This window comes from Amycolatopsis sp. NPDC059021 (assembly GCF_042739895.1).
GTDB lineage: Bacteria > Actinomycetota > Actinomycetes > Mycobacteriales > Pseudonocardiaceae > Amycolatopsis.
In genome coordinates this window covers 9,353-29,318 of sequence record NZ_JBHYIQ010000092.1, presented here as the reverse complement: position 1 = coordinate 29,318, position 19,966 = coordinate 9,353, and the positions used below count along the sequence as shown (strand labels likewise).

At 70.0% G+C, this 19,966-nt stretch carries 12 protein-coding genes and 1 pseudogene; 10 read left to right on the top strand and 3 right to left on the bottom strand.

Annotated features, from left to right (window positions below):
- The first annotated feature begins 19 nt into the window (after positions 1–19).
- Positions 20–8,221 (top strand): amino acid adenylation domain-containing protein, encoded by an 8,202-nt coding sequence (locus ACFWX1_RS37420; protein WP_378394558.1) that lies wholly within the window; start codon positions 20–22, stop codon positions 8,219–8,221.
- Here the strand turns inward: ACFWX1_RS37420 and ACFWX1_RS37415 are convergent.
- Together ACFWX1_RS37415 and ACFWX1_RS37410 are read right to left on the bottom strand one after the other, a co-directional pair.
- A pseudogene (locus ACFWX1_RS37415) lies at positions 8,208–8,910 on the bottom strand (haloacid dehalogenase type II). The gene ACFWX1_RS37420 and the pseudogene ACFWX1_RS37415 overlap by 14 nt on opposite strands.
- Positions 8,911–9,003: 93 nt before the next feature.
- The gene (locus ACFWX1_RS37410; protein WP_378394557.1) at positions 9,004–9,639 is read right to left on the bottom strand and encodes a TetR/AcrR family transcriptional regulator; all 636 of its coding nucleotides are present in this window, start codon (positions 9,637–9,639) and stop codon (positions 9,004–9,006) included.
- Between the two features lie 79 nt (positions 9,640–9,718).
- Between ACFWX1_RS37410 and ACFWX1_RS37405 the strand changes: the two genes are divergently transcribed.
- From ACFWX1_RS37405 to ACFWX1_RS37370, 8 genes are all read left to right on the top strand, one after another.
- A complete protein-coding gene (locus ACFWX1_RS37405) occupies positions 9,719–10,453 on the top strand; it encodes a 3'(2'),5'-bisphosphate nucleotidase CysQ (protein WP_378394556.1) in 735 nt (244 codons plus the stop codon).
- On the top strand, positions 10,450–11,349 hold the full coding sequence (gene cysD, locus ACFWX1_RS37400; RefSeq protein ID WP_378394555.1) for a sulfate adenylyltransferase subunit CysD: 900 nt from the start codon (positions 10,450–10,452) through the stop codon (positions 11,347–11,349). Before ACFWX1_RS37405 ends, cysD begins: the two co-directional genes overlap by 4 nt.
- The gene (gene cysN, locus ACFWX1_RS37395) at positions 11,349–13,241 is read left to right on the top strand and encodes a sulfate adenylyltransferase subunit CysN (protein ID WP_378394553.1); all 1,893 of its coding nucleotides are present in this window, start codon (positions 11,349–11,351) and stop codon (positions 13,239–13,241) included. The genes cysD and cysN overlap by 1 nt, the downstream gene beginning before the upstream one ends.
- A gap of 154 nt (positions 13,242–13,395) precedes the next feature.
- A complete protein-coding gene (locus ACFWX1_RS37390) occupies positions 13,396–14,475 on the top strand; it encodes a DUF1214 domain-containing protein (RefSeq protein WP_378394552.1) in 1,080 nt (359 codons plus the stop codon).
- The gene (locus ACFWX1_RS37385) at positions 14,472–15,617 is read left to right on the top strand and encodes a sulfotransferase family protein (RefSeq protein WP_378394551.1); all 1,146 of its coding nucleotides are present in this window, start codon (positions 14,472–14,474) and stop codon (positions 15,615–15,617) included. Before ACFWX1_RS37390 ends, ACFWX1_RS37385 begins: the two co-directional genes overlap by 4 nt.
- Positions 15,617–16,396: an SDR family oxidoreductase gene (locus tag ACFWX1_RS37380; protein WP_378394550.1), complete on the top strand. Its 780-nt coding sequence runs from the start codon at positions 15,617–15,619 to the stop codon at positions 16,394–16,396. Before ACFWX1_RS37385 ends, ACFWX1_RS37380 begins: the two co-directional genes overlap by 1 nt.
- The gene (locus ACFWX1_RS37375; protein WP_378394549.1) at positions 16,393–16,854 is read left to right on the top strand and encodes an SRPBCC family protein; all 462 of its coding nucleotides are present in this window, start codon (positions 16,393–16,395) and stop codon (positions 16,852–16,854) included. The genes ACFWX1_RS37380 and ACFWX1_RS37375 overlap by 4 nt, the downstream gene beginning before the upstream one ends.
- Positions 16,851–18,191 carry an FAD/NAD(P)-binding protein gene (locus ACFWX1_RS37370; protein WP_378394548.1) on the top strand — a complete coding sequence of 447 codons (1,341 nt, stop codon included), beginning with the start codon at positions 16,851–16,853 and terminating at the stop codon, positions 18,189–18,191. The genes ACFWX1_RS37375 and ACFWX1_RS37370 overlap by 4 nt, the downstream gene beginning before the upstream one ends.
- Before the next feature lie 25 nt (positions 18,192–18,216).
- Here ACFWX1_RS37370 and ACFWX1_RS37365 read toward each other — a convergent pair whose 3' ends face one another.
- Positions 18,217–18,798 (bottom strand): DinB family protein, encoded by a 582-nt coding sequence (locus ACFWX1_RS37365; RefSeq protein WP_378394547.1) that lies wholly within the window; start codon positions 18,796–18,798, stop codon positions 18,217–18,219.
- A gap of 178 nt (positions 18,799–18,976) precedes the next feature.
- Between ACFWX1_RS37365 and ACFWX1_RS37360 the strand changes: the two genes are divergently transcribed.
- Positions 18,977–19,780 (top strand): alpha/beta fold hydrolase, encoded by an 804-nt coding sequence (locus ACFWX1_RS37360; RefSeq protein ID WP_378394546.1) that lies wholly within the window; start codon positions 18,977–18,979, stop codon positions 19,778–19,780.
- Positions 19,781–19,966: the final 186 nt, after the last annotated feature.

Below are 19,966 nucleotides of genomic sequence, written 5' to 3'. Positions count from 1 at the left end.
TCGAAGCCAAGGAACTTCCGTGACTTCCTCTGCCCCGAGCCGCACCGCCCCCGACGTCGAGGCCGTAGGGCTGCTGTCCGCGATCGAGCGACACGCGCTCACCCGCCCCCGGAACGTCGCCGTCGTCGACGGCGAGGTGACGCTGACCTACGAGGATCTCTACCGCCGTGCGCTCGCACTGACGGCCCGACTGTCCATTTTGGACGTTCAAGCCGGAGCGACGGTCGGGCTCTGCGCGAGGCGTGGGGCGGAGACCGTCGTGGCGATGTTCGGCATCCTGCTGGCGGGCGCCGCCTTCGTCCCGCTGGACCCGGCGGATCCGCGGCTCGGCACCATCGCGGACGGCGCCGGCGTCGGCCTGGTCGTCGCCGCGGAGGAATGGCAGGCGACCTACGTCGCGGCGGGTCTGCGGTGCGTGGATCCTGCCGGGGAAAGCTCCGAAGGTGAGCCGGTCGTGGCAGGCGATGGGGATCTCGCCTACGTCATCCACACATCCGGCACCACCGGCAGGCCCAAGGGCGTCGGGATTCCCCGTGCCGCGCTGGACCATTTCTGCGCGGCCATCGCCGGCGGATACGGCCTGGGGCCGGGCGATCGGGTCCTGCAGTTCTCGTCGGTGACGTTCGACGGCAGCATCGAGGAGATCTTCCCGCCGCTGTGGGCGGGCGCGACGGTGGTCGTCCGCGACGACGAAATGCTCTCCTCGCCGGAGCGGTTCTTCGAGCGGTGCGACACCGCGGCGATCACGATTCTCCACGTGCCGACGGCGTATTGGCACGAACTGGTCGACGTCATGGCGTGCGACGGGCTCGCGCTCCCGCCGTCGGTCCGAGTGGTCAGCGTTGGCGGCGAGGAAATGCGCGAGGACCGGCTTCGCTCCTGGCGTGGTCTCGACGTCGATCCTCGCGTGCGGCTCGTCAACGTGTACGGGCCGACCGAAACCACGGTGATCGCCACCTGGGACGACGTGGCAGGGCCGGACGCGGTGGCCGTCGACGGGCCCAGCATCGGGCGTCCGCTGGCCGGTGTGCTGGTGCGCGTCGTGGGCGAGGACGGGCAGGACGCGCCGGTCGGCGAGTTGCGCATCGGTGGGCCGACCGTGGCCGTCGGATACCTCAACCTGCCCGAGCTGACCGCCGAACGGTTCAGCACCGGCGCCGACGGCGTCCGCTGGTACCACACGGGCGACCGGGTCCGGCAGGATCCCGATGGGCGGCTGACGTACCTCGGGCGCATCGACCGCCAGGTGAAGGTCCGCGGCTTCCGCGTCGAACCGTCCGAAGTGGAGCGTGCGCTCGTCGCCGAGCCGCAGGTACGTGACGCGGCCGTGCGCTACGACCCGGAACGCGCCGCGCTCGTCGCCTATCTGATCGCGGCGGGGGAAACGCTGGATCAGGCGTCGCTCCGTGAAGGGTTGTCGCGACGTCTTCCTGCCTACGCCGTGCCGTCGCTGTTCGTCCCGGTCGAGAGCTTTCCGCTTACCGCACACGGAAAAGTCGATCTCGCCGCCCTCGCCGCCCAACCGTCGCCCATGCGCCCCAATGTGGCGTTGGGTGCGTCCAACGCACCGAACGCCACATTGGGGCGTTTGGGCGCGCTGGTGGGTGACGTGCTCGGGGTGCCGATCGTGGAGCCGGGGGAGTCGATCTTCGCGCTCGGCGCGCATTCGCTCTCCGCGGTGCGCATCAGCACGCGGATCACCCGGGAGTTCGGGGTCCGGGTCGATCTCGCCGATCTCTACGCCCAGCAGACGATCGCCGAGCTGGCCGCGCTGATCGACACCCGCGAGGAAATCCCGGCCGAGGACCGTCCTTTGCGGACGGACGGCGAGCCGCCGCTGACCGGGTTCCAGCGGGACACCTGGCTGGCCGACCAGCTCCATCCCGGCACGGCGATGCATACCCTCGGCCTGCGCTACCGCATCACCGGTCCCGAGGCCGAAGACGACGTCCGCCGGGCGCTCCGCCAGGTCGTCGAGCGGCACGAAGCGTTGCGTGCCACCGTGCGTGTCGTCGATGACGAACCCGTGCTGTCCATCGCCGCCGAGGTAGACGTCCCTGTCGAGACGTACGACCTGACCGAGATGACGGCCGGCGAACGGGAGCGGCACAGGCGGGAACTCGCCGAGGCGCGCGGCCGCACGGTGTTCGATCCGCAGACCGCGCCCCTGCTCGCGGCCACCTTGCTGCGCCTGGGTCCCGTCGAATGGGAACTCGTCGTCGCCGTGCACCACCTCGTGTTCGACGGCTGGTCGGCGTCGGTACTGGCCGAAGACCTCGCCGTACTTCTCGGTGGCGGCCGGCCCGGCACGCCGAGCCGCTTCGCCGACCACCTCCGCCGCGAGGCCGCTGCGACGTCCTCGCACGCGAAGCTCCGTGAGCACTGGGCGGAGCGACTGTCCGGAGTGGACACCGAGGTGGAGTTTCCCGCCGATCGACCACGCCCCGCCGTACGTTCCTTCGCGGGCGCCAAGATCGAACACCGGCTCGACCCGGCGCTGCTGGACCGGATCGAGCAGGCCGCACGCGAAGGCGGCACCACGGTCAACGCCTTCGTGCTCGCGGCCTTGCAGACCGTGATCCTGCGGTTGACCGGCCACACCGACGTCACCGTGCTCTCGCCGGTCGCGCACCGCGGTGATCTGCGTCACGAGTACGGCATCGGCGCGTACATCAACGTGGTGCCGCTGCGCACCGATCTGTCCGGCGATCCGGATTTCGGGACGGCCCTGCGGCGCGCGACGGCGACGGTCGTGGACGCGCTGACCCACGAGGATCTTCCGTTCCCCGAGCTGCTGCGCGGGCTGGACGTGCCGTTCCGCCCCGACCGCAGCCCGCTGACCCAGGTGATGCTCATCGTGGTGAACACCCCCGTCGCGGCGGCGGCATACGGCGGGGTCACGGTCGAGCATCTCGGTGACACGTTCGGCGGAATGACCAAACTGGATCTCACCGTCATGCTGGACTTCCCGGTCGCGGGCCCGGTTCTGACGATCGAGTACGCCACCGAACTCTTCACGGCCAAGACGGCCCAGCGTTTTCTCGATCACCTCCTGGTGCTCATGGCACACGCCGTCGAGGCGCCGGACACGGCGGTGAGCGCGTTACCGGTACTTTCGCCCGCGCGACGCCGGGAGATCCTCGCGCACGGCGAAACCCCGTCCACGGCCGCAGTCGGGCAGACGGCGTATGAATTGTTCACGCGTTTCGTGCGGAGCGCACCGGACGCGCCCGCGGTCCGCGCCGGCGATGTCCGCTGGACCTACCGCGAGCTGGACGCCGAAGCCGGGCGGCTGGCGGCCGTCCTGCGCGCGGCCGGAGTGCGGCGTGGCGATCGCGTCGGGCTCGGCCTGGCCAAGGGGCCGCGGGTGGTCGCCGCGGTGCTCGCCACTTGGAAAACCGCCGCCGCATACGTTCCGCTCGACCCGGATTATCCGGCGGAGCGGCTGCGGCACATGATTTCCGACAGCGGTGCCCGGGTCCTGCTGACCGACCGCCCCGATGCTTTCGATGTCCCCGTCATCGCCTACGACGCCCAGCCACCCGAAGAAGCGCAGCCGGTAGATGTCGCCGAGGTTTCCGACGCGGCGTACGTGCTCTACACCTCCGGGACCACCGGCCTCCCGAAGGGCGTGGTCGTCTCCCACGCCAACCTGTGCCACGCGGTGAGTATGTGGCGCGAGGCCTACGATCTCCGTCCTGAGTGGACACATCTCCAGGCGGCCAGCCCGTCCTTCGACGTTTTCGCCGGGGAGTTGCTGCGCGCGTTGTGTACTGGGGGCGAGCTCGTCGTATGTCCACATGAGACATTGCTTGATCCGGTGGCCTTGCACGCGTTGCTGGCCGAGGCCCGGATCGCGGTGGCCGAGCTGGTTCCGGCCGTACTCCGGGGCCTGCTGGATCATGCCGAGCACACGCCGGAGCGGCTGACGTTCCTGCGGCTGCTCGCCGGAGGGGCGGATCGCTGGTATGTCCACGAATACCGGCGTGCGCAGGCGCTCGTGGGGCCACATGGCCGCGTCGTCAATTCCTACGGCGTCACCGAGGCGACCGTCGACAACGCCTACTTCGACGGCGATACGGGGGAGTTGCCGCCCGAAGTGCCGGTGCCGATCGGCCGCCCGTACCCGGGAAACCGGCTGTACGTGCTGAATTCCCACGGTGAGCCGGTGCCGTTCCGGGTTCCGGGCGAGCTGTGGATCGGTGGTCCCGGCGTCGCGACGGGCTACCACGAACGCCCCGAACTCACCGCGGCGAGGTTCACCGCCGACCCGCTGTCCGCCGAACCGGGCGCGCGCCGGTATCGCACCGGCGACAGCGTCCGCCTGCGCCCGGACGGCGTCCTCGAATTCCTGGGCAGGCTCGACGATCAGGTGAAACTCAACGGTCACCGGATCGAACTCGCCGAGGTCGAGGCCGCGCTGGCCGCGCAGCCCGGGGTCCGCGTCGCCGCGGCGGCGATCCACCAGGACGGCCGTGCGCTGCCCCGGCTCGTCGGCTACGTCGTGCCCGAGGATCCCGCCGCGCCACCCGAGCCCGCGCGTCTTCGCCGGGGATTGCAGGAGCGGCTGGCACACTACGCGGTTCCGGCGCACACGGTGGTCATTCCGGAATTACCGTTGAGCCCCAACGGAAAGCTCGACCGCAAGGCACTCCCGGCACCACCGGGCGAACCCGGCGACGTCGCGACGGCGGAGCCCGCGACAGCGACCGAACGCATGCTGGCGCGGCTCTGGGGCGAGGTACTCGACCGCGAGCACGTCGGCGCGGACGACGGATTCTTCGCGCTGGGCGGCGATTCCTTCTCCGCGCTGCGCGTCACCCGGAGAATCGAGCGGGACCAGGGCGTCCGCGTCGCGTTGCTGGAGCTGTACCGGAACCCCACCGTGCGACGGCTCGGCGAATCCCTCGATGCCCGGCTGGCCAGCGACGTCGAGGAGCCGGACGCGCTTCTCCAGCGCTTGACGCCGAATACGGGGGAAACGCCCGTCGGCACGATCGTCTGCGTTCCCTTCGCGGGTGGCCAGGCCATCACGTTCGAACCCGTGGCCGCGGCGCTGCCGGACGGCTGGGCGCTGTACGCGCTGCAAAGCCCCGGCCGCGACTGGGGACGGCCGGACGAGCCCGCACTGCCCTTCGGCGAACTCGTCGAGGGATGCCTTGCCGAGCTACGGGAGCTGCCCGGCCCGCTGTATCTCTACGGACACTGCCACGGCGCGGCGGTCACGATCGAACTCGCCCGGCGCGCCGAGGCGGAAGGACTTCCGCTGAAGGCCGTGTCGATCGGCGCGTTCTTCCCGGTGGCCCGCTTGCCCGGCCGCGTGTTCGACTGGATCTACCGGCATCTCCCGGTGGATCGGCTCACCTCGGACCGGGCGATCCTGGAGCAGATCAAGGCGCTCGGCGGCGGTCTGTCCGATTTCGCCGATCCGGACGAACGCGCGTTCGTCATGCGTGCGGTGCGGCACGACGAGCGTGGGGTCGAGGAGTATTTCGCCAGGACGCTGACCGAGCGCGAGCCGGTCAAGTTGCGGGCGCCGCTGGTGAGCGTCGTCGGCGCGAAGGACCGGGTCACCGAGCTGTACACCGAGCGGTTCCACGAATGGGAGCATTACGCCGAGCACGTCGACCTCGAAGTCATTCCCAAGGCGGGACACGGTTTCCTCAAGCACCAGGCGGCCAAGCTGACGGAGCTGCTGGTCACGCCGCGCGAACGCGCCGAGCGCCCGGTTCGGCCGACCGCCGGGGAACGGGCCCGGCCGAGCCTGCGCAAGTTCGGCGTCGTCGCGGCGGGACAGTTCGTGTCCACTTTGGGCACGAGCCTGAGCCAGCTCGTGATGAGCCTGTGGGTCTACCAGCAGACCGGGCGGATCACCGAGTTCGCGATCGTGTCCGCGCTGGCGCTGCTGCCCGGAATCCTCGTCGGGCCGCTCGCCGGGGTCGTGGCCGACCGGTACGACCGGCGGAAGGTGATGCTCGCCGCCGACCTCGTCGCCGGGCTCGCCGTCGTCGTGCTGACGGCCCTGCTCATGGGGGATCAGCTGCGGCTACCCCACGTGTATCTGCTGTGCGCCGTGACGTCGTTGTGCACGGCGTTCCAGCGGCCGGCCTATCTCGCCGCCGTCGCCCAGCTCGTTCCGAAGCCGTTCCTGGGACAGGCCAACGGAATCAGCCAGCTCGGGGTCGGCGCGGGCCAGCTGTTCTCGCCGATGTTCGCCGCCGGGCTGCTGAGTGTCCTTTCCCTGCAAGGAATCCTGCTCATCGACGCCGGCACGTTCCTGGTCGCCGTCGTCAGTCTGGTGATGGTCCGCTTCCCGGACCGGCTCTTCCGCAAGCGGGAGGAACCGGTGCGCGCCGAGCTCGTCAACGGCTGGCGCTACATCGCCCGGCGGCCAGGACTCCGGTCCACATTGGCCTTCTTCATCGTCGACCATTTCCTCTACTCGGCCGGTTTCGCGCTGATCGTCCCGCTCGTGCTTGTCGACCACGGGGTCGGCACGGTCGGCATGGTGCTCTCGGCGGGCGGGCTCGGCGCGTTGCTCGGCGCACTCGTGATGGGCATCTGGGGCGGGACGCGCCGACGGGCCAACGGCATGATCGCGTTCATGGGGCTGAACAATCTCGGTCTCGTGGTGATCGGGGCGAGCGGCGAACCGTGGCTGCTGGCGGCGGGCATGTTCGGGATGGCGTTCACCGAATCGCTGATCAACGGGCACTGGATCGCGCTCGTCCAGACCAAGGTGGGGCTGGAACTGCAGGGCCGGGTGCTCGCGATCTTCATCACCGTCGTCACGGTGACGCTGCCGCTGGGCTACCTCGTCACCGGGCCGCTGGCCGATCACTTCTTCCGGCCGCTGCTGCAGCCCGGCGGCGCGCTGGCGGATTCGCTCGGCCAGGTCCTCGGCACCGGGCCGGGACGCGGCCTCGGCGCCGTGATCATCCTCAGTGGACTGTTGCTCACCGGCTGGACGGTGCGCGCCTGGTTCAACCGGCGGCTGCGGTTCCTCGAAGACGCCCTCCCGGACGCGGTTCCGGACGCGGAGATCGAAGACCGTGACACCGAACAACGCCGCGCGGACGCTCAGCTCGTCGGGATCTCCCGAGACGAATCGGCGCGCGAGCGTGAATGGCTCACCACCTGGCGCGAGCTGTACGACGTCTCCCATTCGGCGAGCTGGGACAGCGCAGTGGGAGAGGATTTCGCGGGCTGGGACAGCAGTTACGACGGTTCGCCGATTCCCGTGGCGGAGATGCGTGAGTGGCGTGAGGCCGCCGTCGAGCGAATCCTCGAGACAGCGCCGCGCCAGGTGCTGGAAATCGGCGTCGGCAGTGGCGCGATCTTGACGCGTGTCGCGCCGCGCTGCGAGAAGTACGTCGGCACGGACCTCTCGCCGGTAGCGATCACGACGTTGCGGGAGCGGCTCACCACTCGCCCGGAACTCGCCGAACGGGTCGAACTGCGCGCCCAGCCCGCGCACGATTTCACCGATCTCCCCGAAGGATACTTCGACGTCGTGATCCTCAACTCCGTCGTGCAGTACTTCCCCGGCATGGACTACCTCGAACGGGTTCTGACGGGAGCGCTGCGCCTGCTCGGCCCCGGTGGCTCGCTGTTCGTCGGGGACGTCCGCAATCCGCGGCTGCAACGGTGCTTCGCCACCGCGGTGCAGCGGTCGCGGACACCGGGCGCCACCGGTGCCGAGCTGGCCGCCGCGGTGGACCGGGCCATCGAGGCGGAGAACGAACTCCTGGTGGATCCGGCCTTCTTCACCGCCTTCGCCGAACGCTCCGGCTGCGCCGGCGTCGACCTGCGGGTGAAACGCGGGCGGGCGCACAACGAGCTGACGCGGTACCGCTACGACGTCGTCCTCGGCACACCACCACGTCCGGCCGTCTCGCTGTCCGGCATACCGGAGCTGCGCTGGGGAACCGACGTGCACGACCTCGACGACCTCGGTGCCCGGCTGGCGGCCGGGCAACCGGCCCGCGTGCGCGTCACCGGGGTGCCCAACGGGCGGCTGCGGCCGGACCACGCATGGGCGGGAACGGTGCCGGACCCGGAGGAGATCCACGAGCGCGGGGCACGATGGGGCTATTGGGTCGGCCTGACCTGGTCGGCCACCGACGACCTGTGCCTGGACGTCCTGCTCGTCGAGGCCTCGGACCTGCCGGAGGGGATCTTCACCGGCTTGTTCGCTCAGGACGCGGCTAGCCGCCCGTGAGTGTGGTGGCCAGTTCGTCCAGTCCGATGCACCGCCAGTCGAAGACGTCGGAACTCGACGGCGCGTCCCCGATCGGCCGCTGGACGTAGGCGGTCCGCATCCCGCTCGCCTTGGCGCCGCGAAGGTCCCACGCGTGGGCGGCCACCATGAGCACGCGGTCCGGGGGACATCCGGCGGCGTCGAGGGCGAGCTGGTAGACCTCCGGCGCCGGCTTGTAGGCCAGGGCGGTTTCGCCGGACAGGGCCTGATGCCAGCGCAGCCCGGCGCAGCCCGGCGTGGGCGGCGAGCCGCAGCAAGGCGGCGCGCCCGGCGTTGGACAACCCGATCACCGGGAACCGCCGCGTCAGCCGCTCGAGACCGGCGACGGTGTCGTCCCAGGGCGGCAGGCGCTGACCCGCGGTGGCCAGCCGGGCGATGGCCGCCGGATCGGTGAGCCCGGCGCGTCCGGCCACCCGCTCCGCGGCTTCTCTGTCGATGACCTCGCTGTTCGCGTACGTGCGGTCCCCTTGCGCGATGCGGCGCTGCTCTTGCTCTACGTGCTCCTGCCACGTCGCGAGCGACTCGTCGACGGAGGCGTCGTCGGCTGCGGGCACCGCGTCGCGGAGGGCCGCGCGCAGCCCGCCGGGTTCGTCGACCAGCGTTCCGAGGACGTCGAAGACCACGACCTCGACGGTGTGACTCTCGGCCATGCGTTCCCCCGCTTCGTGCTCGCGTCACCGGTTTGACGGGTGATGATCGTGCCTCAGCGTCGCGTCACCGGTCAAGGGGGTGATGTGCGGAAGCTAATCCGATGCCACGATGCTGCGTTCGATGGCTTCGGTGGCGAAGGTGATCAGGCGCTCCGGCCGGATGCGGTCCTGCCGCGATCCGCCGAGGAGCAGATCGTCCGCGACGCCGATGAGTGCGTCCCACACCCAGTGCGCGAGAGCGGGGTCGTCGAGCAGGGTCTGGCCGTGTGCCTCCGCACTCTCTCGGAGCGTCTTCACGAGCGCTTTCAGGGTGTGCCGGTACACCGTCGCCGACGTCGCCACGCCCTTGGAACGCCGCCCGCCCGCGAGCACCTTCGCTTCCCACTGTGGGGCGGAGCGGCCCAGCCGCCGCCAGAGTTCGGTGATCTGCGGCAGGATTTCGCGGAGCACCCCGGCGATGCCGATCGAGCGGTCCACTTCGGACAGAGTGGTTTGGATGTCTTCGAGGCGGCGGGCCGTCAGTGCGACGAAGACGTCGTCCTTGCCGCCGAAGTACTGGTACACGGTGCCGGAGCTGACGCCGGCCCCGGCGGCGATCGCGCGCATGGTCAGCGCCGTGTAGCCGGACTCCTCGATGAGCCGCTCGGCCGAGGCCAGGATGTCGCGCCGCCTGCCCTCGGCGTCCCCCCAAGCCGTCGGCAGGGGGTCGGTCGTCTCGGTCTTCGCCATGAGAACAACCTTAGTACAAGGCTGGACGATGTTCAGTTTGAGTATTGGACGTTGTTCATTTTGCGGTTATGGTGGCCTCATGGACGAGATGGACGCGGCATTGGCCCGCCGCCTCGCGGACGCGGCAGGCGCGGTCCTGCTGGACCTCCGGCGGACGAACCACGATCCGGACGCTCTGCGCGCGGAGGGCGACCGGCGGGCGCAGGAGGTCATCGATCGACAGCTTCGCGCGCACCGGCCCGCGGACGCGGTGCTGTCCGAGGAGGCGCCGGACGATCCGGCCAGACTCGCCGCCGACCGGGTGTGGATCGTCGATCCGCTGGACGGCACCAGGGAATTCGGCGAGCCGGGTCGCGAGGACTGGGCAGTCCACGTCGCGTTGTGGCAGGCGGGGGAGCTGATCGCGGGGGCCGTCGCCCTGCCCGCGCTCGGCCGCACCTACGCCACCGACCAGCCCATCGAGCCGCCGCCCGCACGAGCCGGGCGGGTGCGCGTCGTGGTGAGCAGAACGCGGCCACCGGCGGCAGCCCAGCGGCTGGTGTCCGCTTTGGACGCCGAACTCGTGCCGATGGGCAGCGCGGGCGCGAAGGCGATGGCGGTGGTCAGCGGCGAGGTGGACGTCTATCTGCACAGCGGTGGCCAGTACGAGTGGGACTCCGCGGCGCCGATCGCGGTGGCCAGGGCCGCCGGGCTGCACACCTCGCGGCTGGACGGCACCGCGCTGACGTACAACCAAGCGGACCTGCGCGTTCCCGATCTGCTGGTGTGCAGGCCGGAGCTGGCGGGTGCGGTATTGGCGGAGGTTTCGGCATGACATTGGATCACCTCGACCGGCTGGAGGCCGACAGCATCGACATCTTCCGCGAGGCGGTCGCGGAGAGCGAGCGGCCGGTGCTGCTCTACTCGATCGGCAAGGACAGCTCGGTGCTGCTGCACCTGGCGCGCAAGGCTTTCTACCCGAGCCCGCTGCCGTTCCCCCTGTTGCATGTGGACACGACGTGGAAGTTCCGGGAGATGATCGCCTTCCGGGACGAGACCGCGCGACGCCTCGGCCTCGACCTGATCGTGCATCGCAACCCGGACTGTGTCGCGCAGGGCATCAACCCGTTCGACCACGGTTCGGCCACGCACACCGACCTGTGGAAGACGCAGGGCTTGCGGCAGGCCATGGACAAGCACCGGTTCGACTTCGCGTTCGGTGGCGCCCGGCGGGACGAGGAGGCGTCGCGCGCCAAGGAGCGGGTGTTCTCCTTCCGCAGCGCTCAGCACCGGTGGGAGCCGAAGAACCAGCGGCCGGAACTGTGGCGGCTGTACAACACCCGGATCGGGCCCGGCGAAAGCATCCGGGTGTTCCCGCTGTCCAACTGGACCGAACTCGACGTGTGGCGCTACATCCGGCGCGAGCGGATCCCGATCGTGCCGCTGTACTTCGCCGCCCCACGGCCGGTCGTCGAGCGCGACGGCACGCTGATCATGGTGGACGACGACCGGATGCAGCTCGCGGACGGGGAAGCGCCCGAGACGCGCAGCGTCCGGTTCCGCACGCTGGGCTGTTACCCGCTGACCGGGGCCGTGGAGAGCCGGGCCCAAACGATCGACGAGATCATCGCCGAAATGCGGACGGCCACCACGTCCGAGCGGCAGGGGAGGGTGATCGACCACGACCATTCCGGCTCGATGGAGCGGAAGAAGCAGGAAGGCTACTTCTGATGACCCAGGCGACCACCGAGATCCGGGACGATGAGGACGTAGAACACGCCGACCTGCTGCGCTTCATCACCTGCGGCAGTGTCGACGACGGCAAGAGCACGCTGATCGGCAGGCTGCTGTACGAGTCCAAGCTCGTCTACAGCGACCAGCTCGCCGCGCTGACCGCCGATTCGAAGCGGCACGGCACCCGGGGCGCCGACCTGGACTTCGCGCTGCTCGTCGACGGGCTCGCCGCGGAACGGGAGCAGGGCATCACGATCGACGTGGCGCACCGGTTCTTCGCGACCGGACGACGCCGGTTCATCGTCGCGGACACCCCCGGCCACGAGCAGTACACCCGCAACATGGTGACCGGCGCGTCCACGGCGGACGCCGCGGTGATCCTGCTCGACGCCCGCAAGGGCCTGCTCACCCAGACCCGCAGGCACACCCATGTGGTGGCGCTGCTGGGAATCCGGCACGTGGTGCTCGCGGTGAACAAGCTCGATCTCGTCGGCTACTCGAAGGCCGTGTTCGACGAGATCAGCGCGGAATACCGCGCTTTCGCCGCCGCGCTGGGCATCGCGGACGTCGTCTGCGTTCCGGTGTCCGCCGTCGAAGGGTCCAATGTGGTCACCCGCAGCGAACGGACGCCGTGGTACGAAGGGCCGACACTGGTGGAGTGGCTGGAGTCGGTCGAGGTGGACGACGGCGCGTCCACCGGCCCGGCGCGGCTGCTCGTGCAGTGGGTGAACCGGCCGGACGACACCTTCCGCGGCTTCTCCGGACGGGTGGTGCGGGGCACGCTCCGCCGCGGCGAACGCGTCCGGGTGCTGCCGGGTGGTCATGAGTCCACTGTGGATCGGATCGTGACCATGGACGGCGATCGGGAGCAGGCCGTCAGCGGGCATTCGGTCACCGTGGTGCTGGCCGACGAGGTGGACGTCAGCCGGGGCAGTGTGCTGGCGGCGCTGGAGGCGCCCGCGGAGGCCGCCGACGCGTTCCAGGCACATCTGGTCTGGATGGACGAGCACGAGATGCTGCCCGGCAGGCGGTACCTGGCCAAGTTCGGTGCCCGCACGACCGGGTTCACCGCCGAGCACCCGAAGTACCGGATCGACGTGGACACCCAGGCTCACCTGCCGGCGAAAACCGTGCGCCTCAACGAGATCTGCGTGACGAACCTGCACATCGACCGGCCGGTGGCCTTCGAGCCGTACCGGACCTGCCGCGATCTCGGCTCGTTCATCGTGCTCGACCCGCTGAGCAACCGGACGGTCGGCGCCGGGATGATCGACTTCGCGACGCGCCGCACGGCGAACCTGCGGTGGCAGGCCCTCACCGTCGACAAGCGGGCGCGCGGAGTGCGCAACGGGCACCGGCCGTGTGTCGTGTGGTTCACCGGCCTGTCCGGTGCCGGTAAGTCGACAATCGCCGACCTGGTGGAAAAGGCGCTGCACGCCGAGGGCGCGCACACCTTCCTGCTGGACGGGGACAACATCCGGCACGGCCTGAACTCCGATCTCGGCTTCACCGACGCGGACCGGGTGGAGAACATCCGCCGGATCGCCGAGGTGTCCGCGCTGATGGTGGACGCCGGGCTGATCGTGCTGGTCTCCTTCATCTCGCCGTTCCAGGCCGAGCGCGCGCTGGCGCGCAGCCTGGTGGAATCCGGCGAATTCTGCGAAGTGCACGTCGACACTCCGCTGGAGGTGGCCGAGCGGCGTGATCCGAAGGGCCTCTACGCCAAGGCGCGCCGTGGTGAACTGGCCAACTTCACCGGAATCGATTCGCCGTACGAGCCACCCCGGGACGCCGAAGTGCGGCTCGACACCACGACCATGAGCGCCGAGCAGGCGGCCGAAGCGGTGCTCGCCAAGCTGCGTGAGATGCGCGTGCTCGGTGACTATTGAACGTTGTCCATACTGTGCTGTTCATTACTGATCCGACCACAGTCACGGCGGAAACGGTTACCTGTGACCAACTCGGCTGCGGCCCGTATCCGCCTCCTTTTGGCCGGATCAGTAATCCTGTAGAGTCCCACTAGAACGTGTTCTAGGAGGTGTCGTGGCCGAGATTGCCGAGGCCTGGACCGAGTTCTGCCGCGCGCTGGAGCGCGCCGGTCAGGTCGTGCTGCGGGACACCGCGCCGGACACGCCGCTGGACCGGGCGGAAGGCTTCCGGTACCTGAGCAGGCTCACGCGCGAAATGCTCTACTCCTGCGTCGACAACGCGGATCCGGACTTCCCCCGGCTGCACGAGCTCGACCTGGTGAAGATCGGCGCCGACAATCCGGACAACGTCTACCTGTCGGCGAACATCCGCGGGGATCGCAGTTACCGGATCACCGGGCGGCGCGGCACGATCGCGTACTTCAGCATCGGTTCCAAGGCCAACCGGTACGCCAAGGACGGCACCATGGCCTCCACCGGCGAGCTGACCGGCGCCGAGCTGGTCCCCGAGCCGGACGGCACCATCGAGATCATCGCCAGCGCGACGAAACAGGGCCGCAACTGGCTGCCGCTCGCCGCCGATTCCACCGGGCTCGTGGTGCGGCAGACCTACCTCGACCGCGCCACCGAGACGCCGGGGCAGTGGCGGATCGAGCGGATCGACGGGTCGGCCGAACCGCCCGAGCTCGACCCGGAGTTCCTGGCCAAGGCGTTCGGGCGGGCCGCGCTCTCGGTGCACGGGACCGCGGAGACCTTCGCCAGGTGGACCGAGAAGTTCATGGCCCGGCCCAACGAACTGCCGGACTTCGGCCAGGACTTCTTCCAGCGAGCCGGCGGCGACCCGGAGATCTTCTACCTGCACGGCTACTGGACGCTGCGGCCGGGCGAGGCATGGGTGATCGAAACCGAGGTGCCGGACTGTCCTTATTGGAATTTCCAGCTGGACAACTGGTGGATGGAGTCACTGGACCAGCGCCGCCGGATCACGGTCAACAAGCACACGGCCACGCTGGACGACGACGGCGGGCTGACCATCGTCGTGGCCGGCCGCGATCCCGGCGTCGGCAACTGGATCGACACCTGCGGGCACGCCACCGGTACCGCGCTGCTGCGCTGGCTCGGTGCCGAGCGCCACCCGCTCCCGCGCTGCCGGGTCGTCCCCGTGGATTCGTTGGTGGTAAAGGAGAATCGATGACCTCGTCGTTGCGTGTCGACGATCTGCTGAGCACAGCGCGGGACAAGACGGGGTTGACGGAATTCGGCGACGACTGGTTTCTCGAACCACTCGGGGTGCTGGTCGACGCCCTCAACGACGAGGCCAGGTTGTCGGAGCTCGGCTTCCACCTGACCCAGCGCAGGTTGATCGCGCTGCTGGCGGATCGGCTCCGGCTGCGTGCGGTGCAACGCGAGCATCCGGAGATCCTCGACGTCGAACCGGTGGTGGTGGCCGAGATCTGCGGCCTGCCCCGCACCGGATCCACGCTGCTGCACCGATTGCTGGCCGCTTCGCCGAAGCTGACGTCCACATTGTCCTGGGAAACGTCCTACCCGCTCCCGTTCCCCGGCGAGGGGCCCGGCGCCGCCGAACGCAAACGCCGCGCGCGGGAGCGGATGCAGGCGTTTCTCGATCTCTCCCCGAACTTCGGCGATATCCACACCATCACCTGGGACGGGCCGGAAGAGGACGTGATCCTGGTCGACCGCTCGTTCACCTCGATGAGCTTCGACTCCTTCTACTGGGTGCCCAGCTACGGCGACTGGCTGCGGGCCGCGGACCAGAGCAAGGCGTATCGGGAGCTGTACCAGTGGCTGCAGGTCCTGCAGTGGCAGGATCCGGCACGGGCGGGCCGGAAGTGGGTGCTGAAATCACCGCATCACCTCACCGCGGTGGACACCGTGCTGGACACCTTCGAGGGCTGCCGGATCGTGATGACGCATCGCTCCCCGGCGCGCGCGGTCCCGTCCTACGCCTCGATGGTGTGCACGATGTCGGCGCAGTACAGCGAGGAAAGCGATCCCGTCGCGGTCGGCCGGTACTGGAGTGACCGGTTCGCCACCGCGTTGCGCGAGTTCACGGCGGTGCGCGCCCGGCGGCCGGACCGGTTCGTGGACGTCCGGTTCGACGCGATGCTGACCGAGCCGGTCGCGCAGGCCCGCCGGGTGCTCGGTGAGCTGGGGCTAGCCGCGGACGACGCCGACGACGCCGCGTTCATGTCCTATGTGGAGCGTGACAAGAAGGAAAGGAACGCCGCGCATTCCTACACGGCGGAGGATTTCGGGCTCTCGGCCGACCAACTCGACCGCGATTTCGCGGCCTACCTGGAGGTGTACCTGTGATGCTCGACGGTGAAGTCGTTCTCATCACCGGGGTCGGGCCCGGACTGGGCGTCAAGCTGGCCGCCCGTGCCGCGGCCGAGGGCGCGAAGGTCGTCATGGCGGCGCGCTCCACCGACGTCATGGACAAGGAAGCGGAGAAGATCACCGCGGCAGGCGGGGAAGCCTTCGGCCTTTCCTGCGACGTCCGCAAACCCGACGAGGTGGCGCGGCTGGTGGACACCGCCGTCGAGCGGTTCGGCCCGATCACCGGGCTGGTCAACTCGGCGTTCGGGCATCCCGGCTTCAGCGCGCTGCTCGACACCCCGGAGAAGGCGATCCGCCGCTCGATGGACATCATTCTCTACGGCGCGCTCAATGTGACCCGCGCGGTGGTGCCGCACATGAAGGCGGCGGGCCGCGGCTCGATCGTCAACATCGGCACGATGGCGACCCGCAAACCGCTGCTGGGCGACGGTGCGTACGCGGTGGCCAAGGCGGCGATGAGCTCGGCGACGCGCTCGCTCGCCGTGGAACTCGGCGAACACGGCATCCGGGTCAACCAGGCGGTGATGGGCTGGCTCGACGGCCCCGGCGTCCGCTACTACCTGAAGATGACCGGCGAGCAGCGCGGGATTTCCGAGCAGGAGGTCTACGACGAGATCGCCGCGCGCAACCCGCTCGGCCGCATTCCGCCGGACGAGGCGTGCGCGGGTTCCGTGCTGTTCCTGTTGTCCCGCTATGCCAGCGAGGTCACCGGGGCGACGTTGGACGTCAATGGCGGGGAGTACATGCCGTCATGACCGACGTTGTCGAGTCCGTCACGGTCGAGATCGGCGCGCCTGCGGAATTCGTCTGGGACGTGCTGATCGACTATCCGCGTTATCCCGAATGGAATCCTTACACCGTCAAGGTGGAGACCACGCTGCGCCTCGGTGACCCGATCGATCTCTCCCTGCCCAACAGGGACGGCTCGGCGGGTACGTTCGTCAACCGCGAGTACATCCGCGTCGTCGACCCGCCGCGTCATCTGCGGTACGACACCGGTGAAGAACTGCCCGGCATCTTCGCCTTCCGCGATCAGTGGATCGAGCCGCTCGGGCCGGCCCGGTGCAGCTACCGCACCACGGACACGTTCAGCGGCAAGTACGCGGAAGCGGTGCTGGAGCAGACCGGGCAGTGGGTCAAGGACGGATTCGACGCCGTCGCTCGCGCGCTGAAGACACGCGCCGAAGACCTGTGGGTGGCCAGGGTGCGATGAGGACGCCGGAATCGACCGTCGCGATCGTCGGTGCGGGCGCGGCCGGGGTGCTGACCGCCGTCCGGCTGCTGGAGGCGGCCGCGCGGGCCCGTCGCCGGATCGCGCCGATCCTCATCGATCCGGCCGCCGAGGTCGGGCACGGGACGGCTTACCGGACGCATGATCTGAAACACCTGCTCAACACGCCCGCGGGCAAGCTCGGCGCGGATCCCGCCGATCCCGGCGGTTTCGTGCGCTGGTGCAGCGCGCAACTGCGGCGGCCGGTGGGACCCGGTGAGTTCCTGCCGCGTCGCTACTTCGGCGACTATCTCGGCGCGCTGCTCGATTCCACCGCCCGGCGCGGTGGCGCGCACTTGGACTACGTGCGCGCGCGAGTCGTGCGGCTGGAGCGTTCCGCGGCGGGTGTGCGGCTGGAACTGGCGTCCGGTTCGACGCTCGCCGCCTCGGCGGCCGTGCTCGCCGTCGGGCCCTGCGCGCCGGACTGTGGCTGGGCGCCGCGGCAGCTCCGGGAATCATCCCGGTTCGTCGCCGATCCGTGGGCTCGCGACGGGGAACTCTCCTCGGACGGGGACGTGCTGTTCGTCGGAACCGGGCTGACGATGGCCGACCTCGCGGTCCAGGTCGACCGTCCTTATCGGACAATCCATGCGGTGTCCCGTACGGGTTTGCTGCCCCGCGCGCACACGTCCCGTCCGGGGACTCCGGTCGTCGTACCGGACGTCGCCGGCTTGGGCCCCGACGAGGTGTGGCGCGCGGTTTCCGGAGGCCGGAGCTGGCGGTCGGCGGTGGACTGCCTCCGCCCGGTCGCCTCGGCGCTCTGGCGCGGGTTCTCCTTCGCCGAGCAGGAGCGTTTCCTCGCCGAAAAGTCGCGGTACTGGAACGTCCTGCGGCACCGGATGGCACCCGCGGTCGCCCAACGGCTGCGGAGGATCCGGCGGGACGGCCGCCTGCGGCTGCACACCGGAGAGGTCACCGGAGCTGTGGAGGACGCGGGTGGGCTGCTCGTCGCGCTGTCCGACGGCCAGGTGCTGCGCGTCGGCCTCGTCGTCAACTGCACCGGGCCGAAACTGGATCTGCGCGCGGGCGGGAAGCTGGTGCCGGGCCTGTTCGCGGCCGGGCTCGCGATGCCCGGCCCGCACGATCTGGGCATCGACACCGCGGCCGACGGGCGCGTGCTCGCCCGCACCGGGCCCGATGCTCCTTTGTGGACACTGGGTGCGCCGCGGGTCGGCACGCTCTGGGAATCCACGGCGATCCCGGAGATCCGGGACCAGGCCGAAGCCGTCGCCACGTCGGTTCTGTCGTTCGTGACAACACGGGCGACAGCGACAGCCTGACTCGGTACGGCTCGAGAGCCGAGGGTCACTGGCCGGTGCGGCCGTCGATCCGTTCGCGCAACAGATCGACGTGCCCGAGGTGGCGGGCGTATTCCTCGATCGTGCCGACCAGGACCTCGCGCAACGACATCGGGCCGCCGCCGCTGCCGTGCTGGTTCGCCGCATCGTCACCGGTGATGTCGAGGCTGGGCGCGTCCGCGACGAACCGCGTGGCGAAGTCCACCTCGGCGCGCCAGGCGTCCCAAGCCTGCGCGACGACCTGAGGATCGGGGACGGCACCGTCGAAATCGCCGTCCGGTTCGGCGGCGGAACAGAACAGCCGGGGCGCGTCCTGCCCCGCCATCAGCACCCGGAAGGTCGCGCGCTCGACTTCGGCCAGATGCCGTACCAGTCCCAGGAGCGACATCGTGGACGGTGCGATGGAGCGCCGCGCCATCGCTTCCGCGTCGAGGCCCGCGCATTTCATTTCCAGCGTGAGTCGCTGACAGCGCAGGGACTCGGCCAGCGTGGTGCGTTCGTCACCCAGCCTCGCCCGGTGTTCACGCGGATCGTCGGGGGACGGCCGACCGTCCTCGGTGAACATGTCGGCTCGTCGGGTCGTCGCCATGACCGCCATCGTCGGCGACGCGCGGGACGGCCGACAAGCGAATAACACCGCACCTGACCAGCGTGACCTGAATCACATCGTGCGCGATGTTTCCTTCGGCTAGATTGCCTCGTGTACGACTTAATCGTGCACGAGGCTTATCGGGGCGCGGTGCCCCGCCGAGGAAAGCGAGAGAACGATGCGGGTTCGTAAGGTGTTCGGTGTGCTCGGGGCCGTGCTGATGCTGGCCGCTATCGCGCCGGCGAGTGCCGCGGCGGGTGGCTCGGGCAAGGCCGAACCCGGCAAGCCGAAGCCGACGGTCGTGCTGGTGCACGGGGCCTTCGCCGAGTCGGCCAGCTGGGACGGTGTGGTGCAGCGCCTGCAGCGGCGCGGATATCACGTCGTCGCGGTGGCGAACCCCTTGCGTTCGCTCAGTGGTGATGCCGCCTACCTGAAGAAGGTGCTGGCCTCGATCGACGGGCCGATCGTGCTCGCCGGGCACTCCTACGGTGGCATGGTCCAATCAGCGGCGGCCGCGGGCAATCCGAACGTGCGGGCGCTCGTCTACATCGCGGCGTTCGCGCCGGAAGCGGGGGAGAGCGCGCTGGAGCTGTCGAACAAGTTCCCCGGCAGCACGCTGGGCGAGACCCTGCAGAGCATCGACCTCGGCGACGGTACGCACGATCTGGTGATCCAGCAGGACAAGTACCGCGCCCAGTTCGCCGCGGACGTACCGGCTTCGCAGGCGGCACTGGCCGCGGCCACACAACGTCCGGTGCGCGACGCCGCGCTGGCCGAAGGCGCCGCCACACCCGCCTGGCACACGATCCCCTCGTGGTTCCTGGTCACCGGGCAGGACCGGAACATCCCGGTGGCGGCGCAGAAGTTCATGGCCGAGCGGGCGCGCGCCCGCGCGGTGGCCGAGCTGCCGTACGCCTCGCACTCCGTGGCGGTGTCGCGACCGGACGCCGTGGCCGACCTGATCGTCCGCGCCGCCCAGTAGTCCCGCGAGGCGGGTGCGCCACCCGCGCCGGGCGCACCCCGGCTCGGGGTAACCTGCGGAAACCTCTCGCGGGGGGGGGCCCCCCGGGGGGGGCCCCCCCCCCCCCCCCGCCCCCCCCCCGGGGGGGGGGGGGGCCCCCACGCCCAACGCGGGGGGGCCCCCCCCGAATAAAACCCCCCCCCAAGC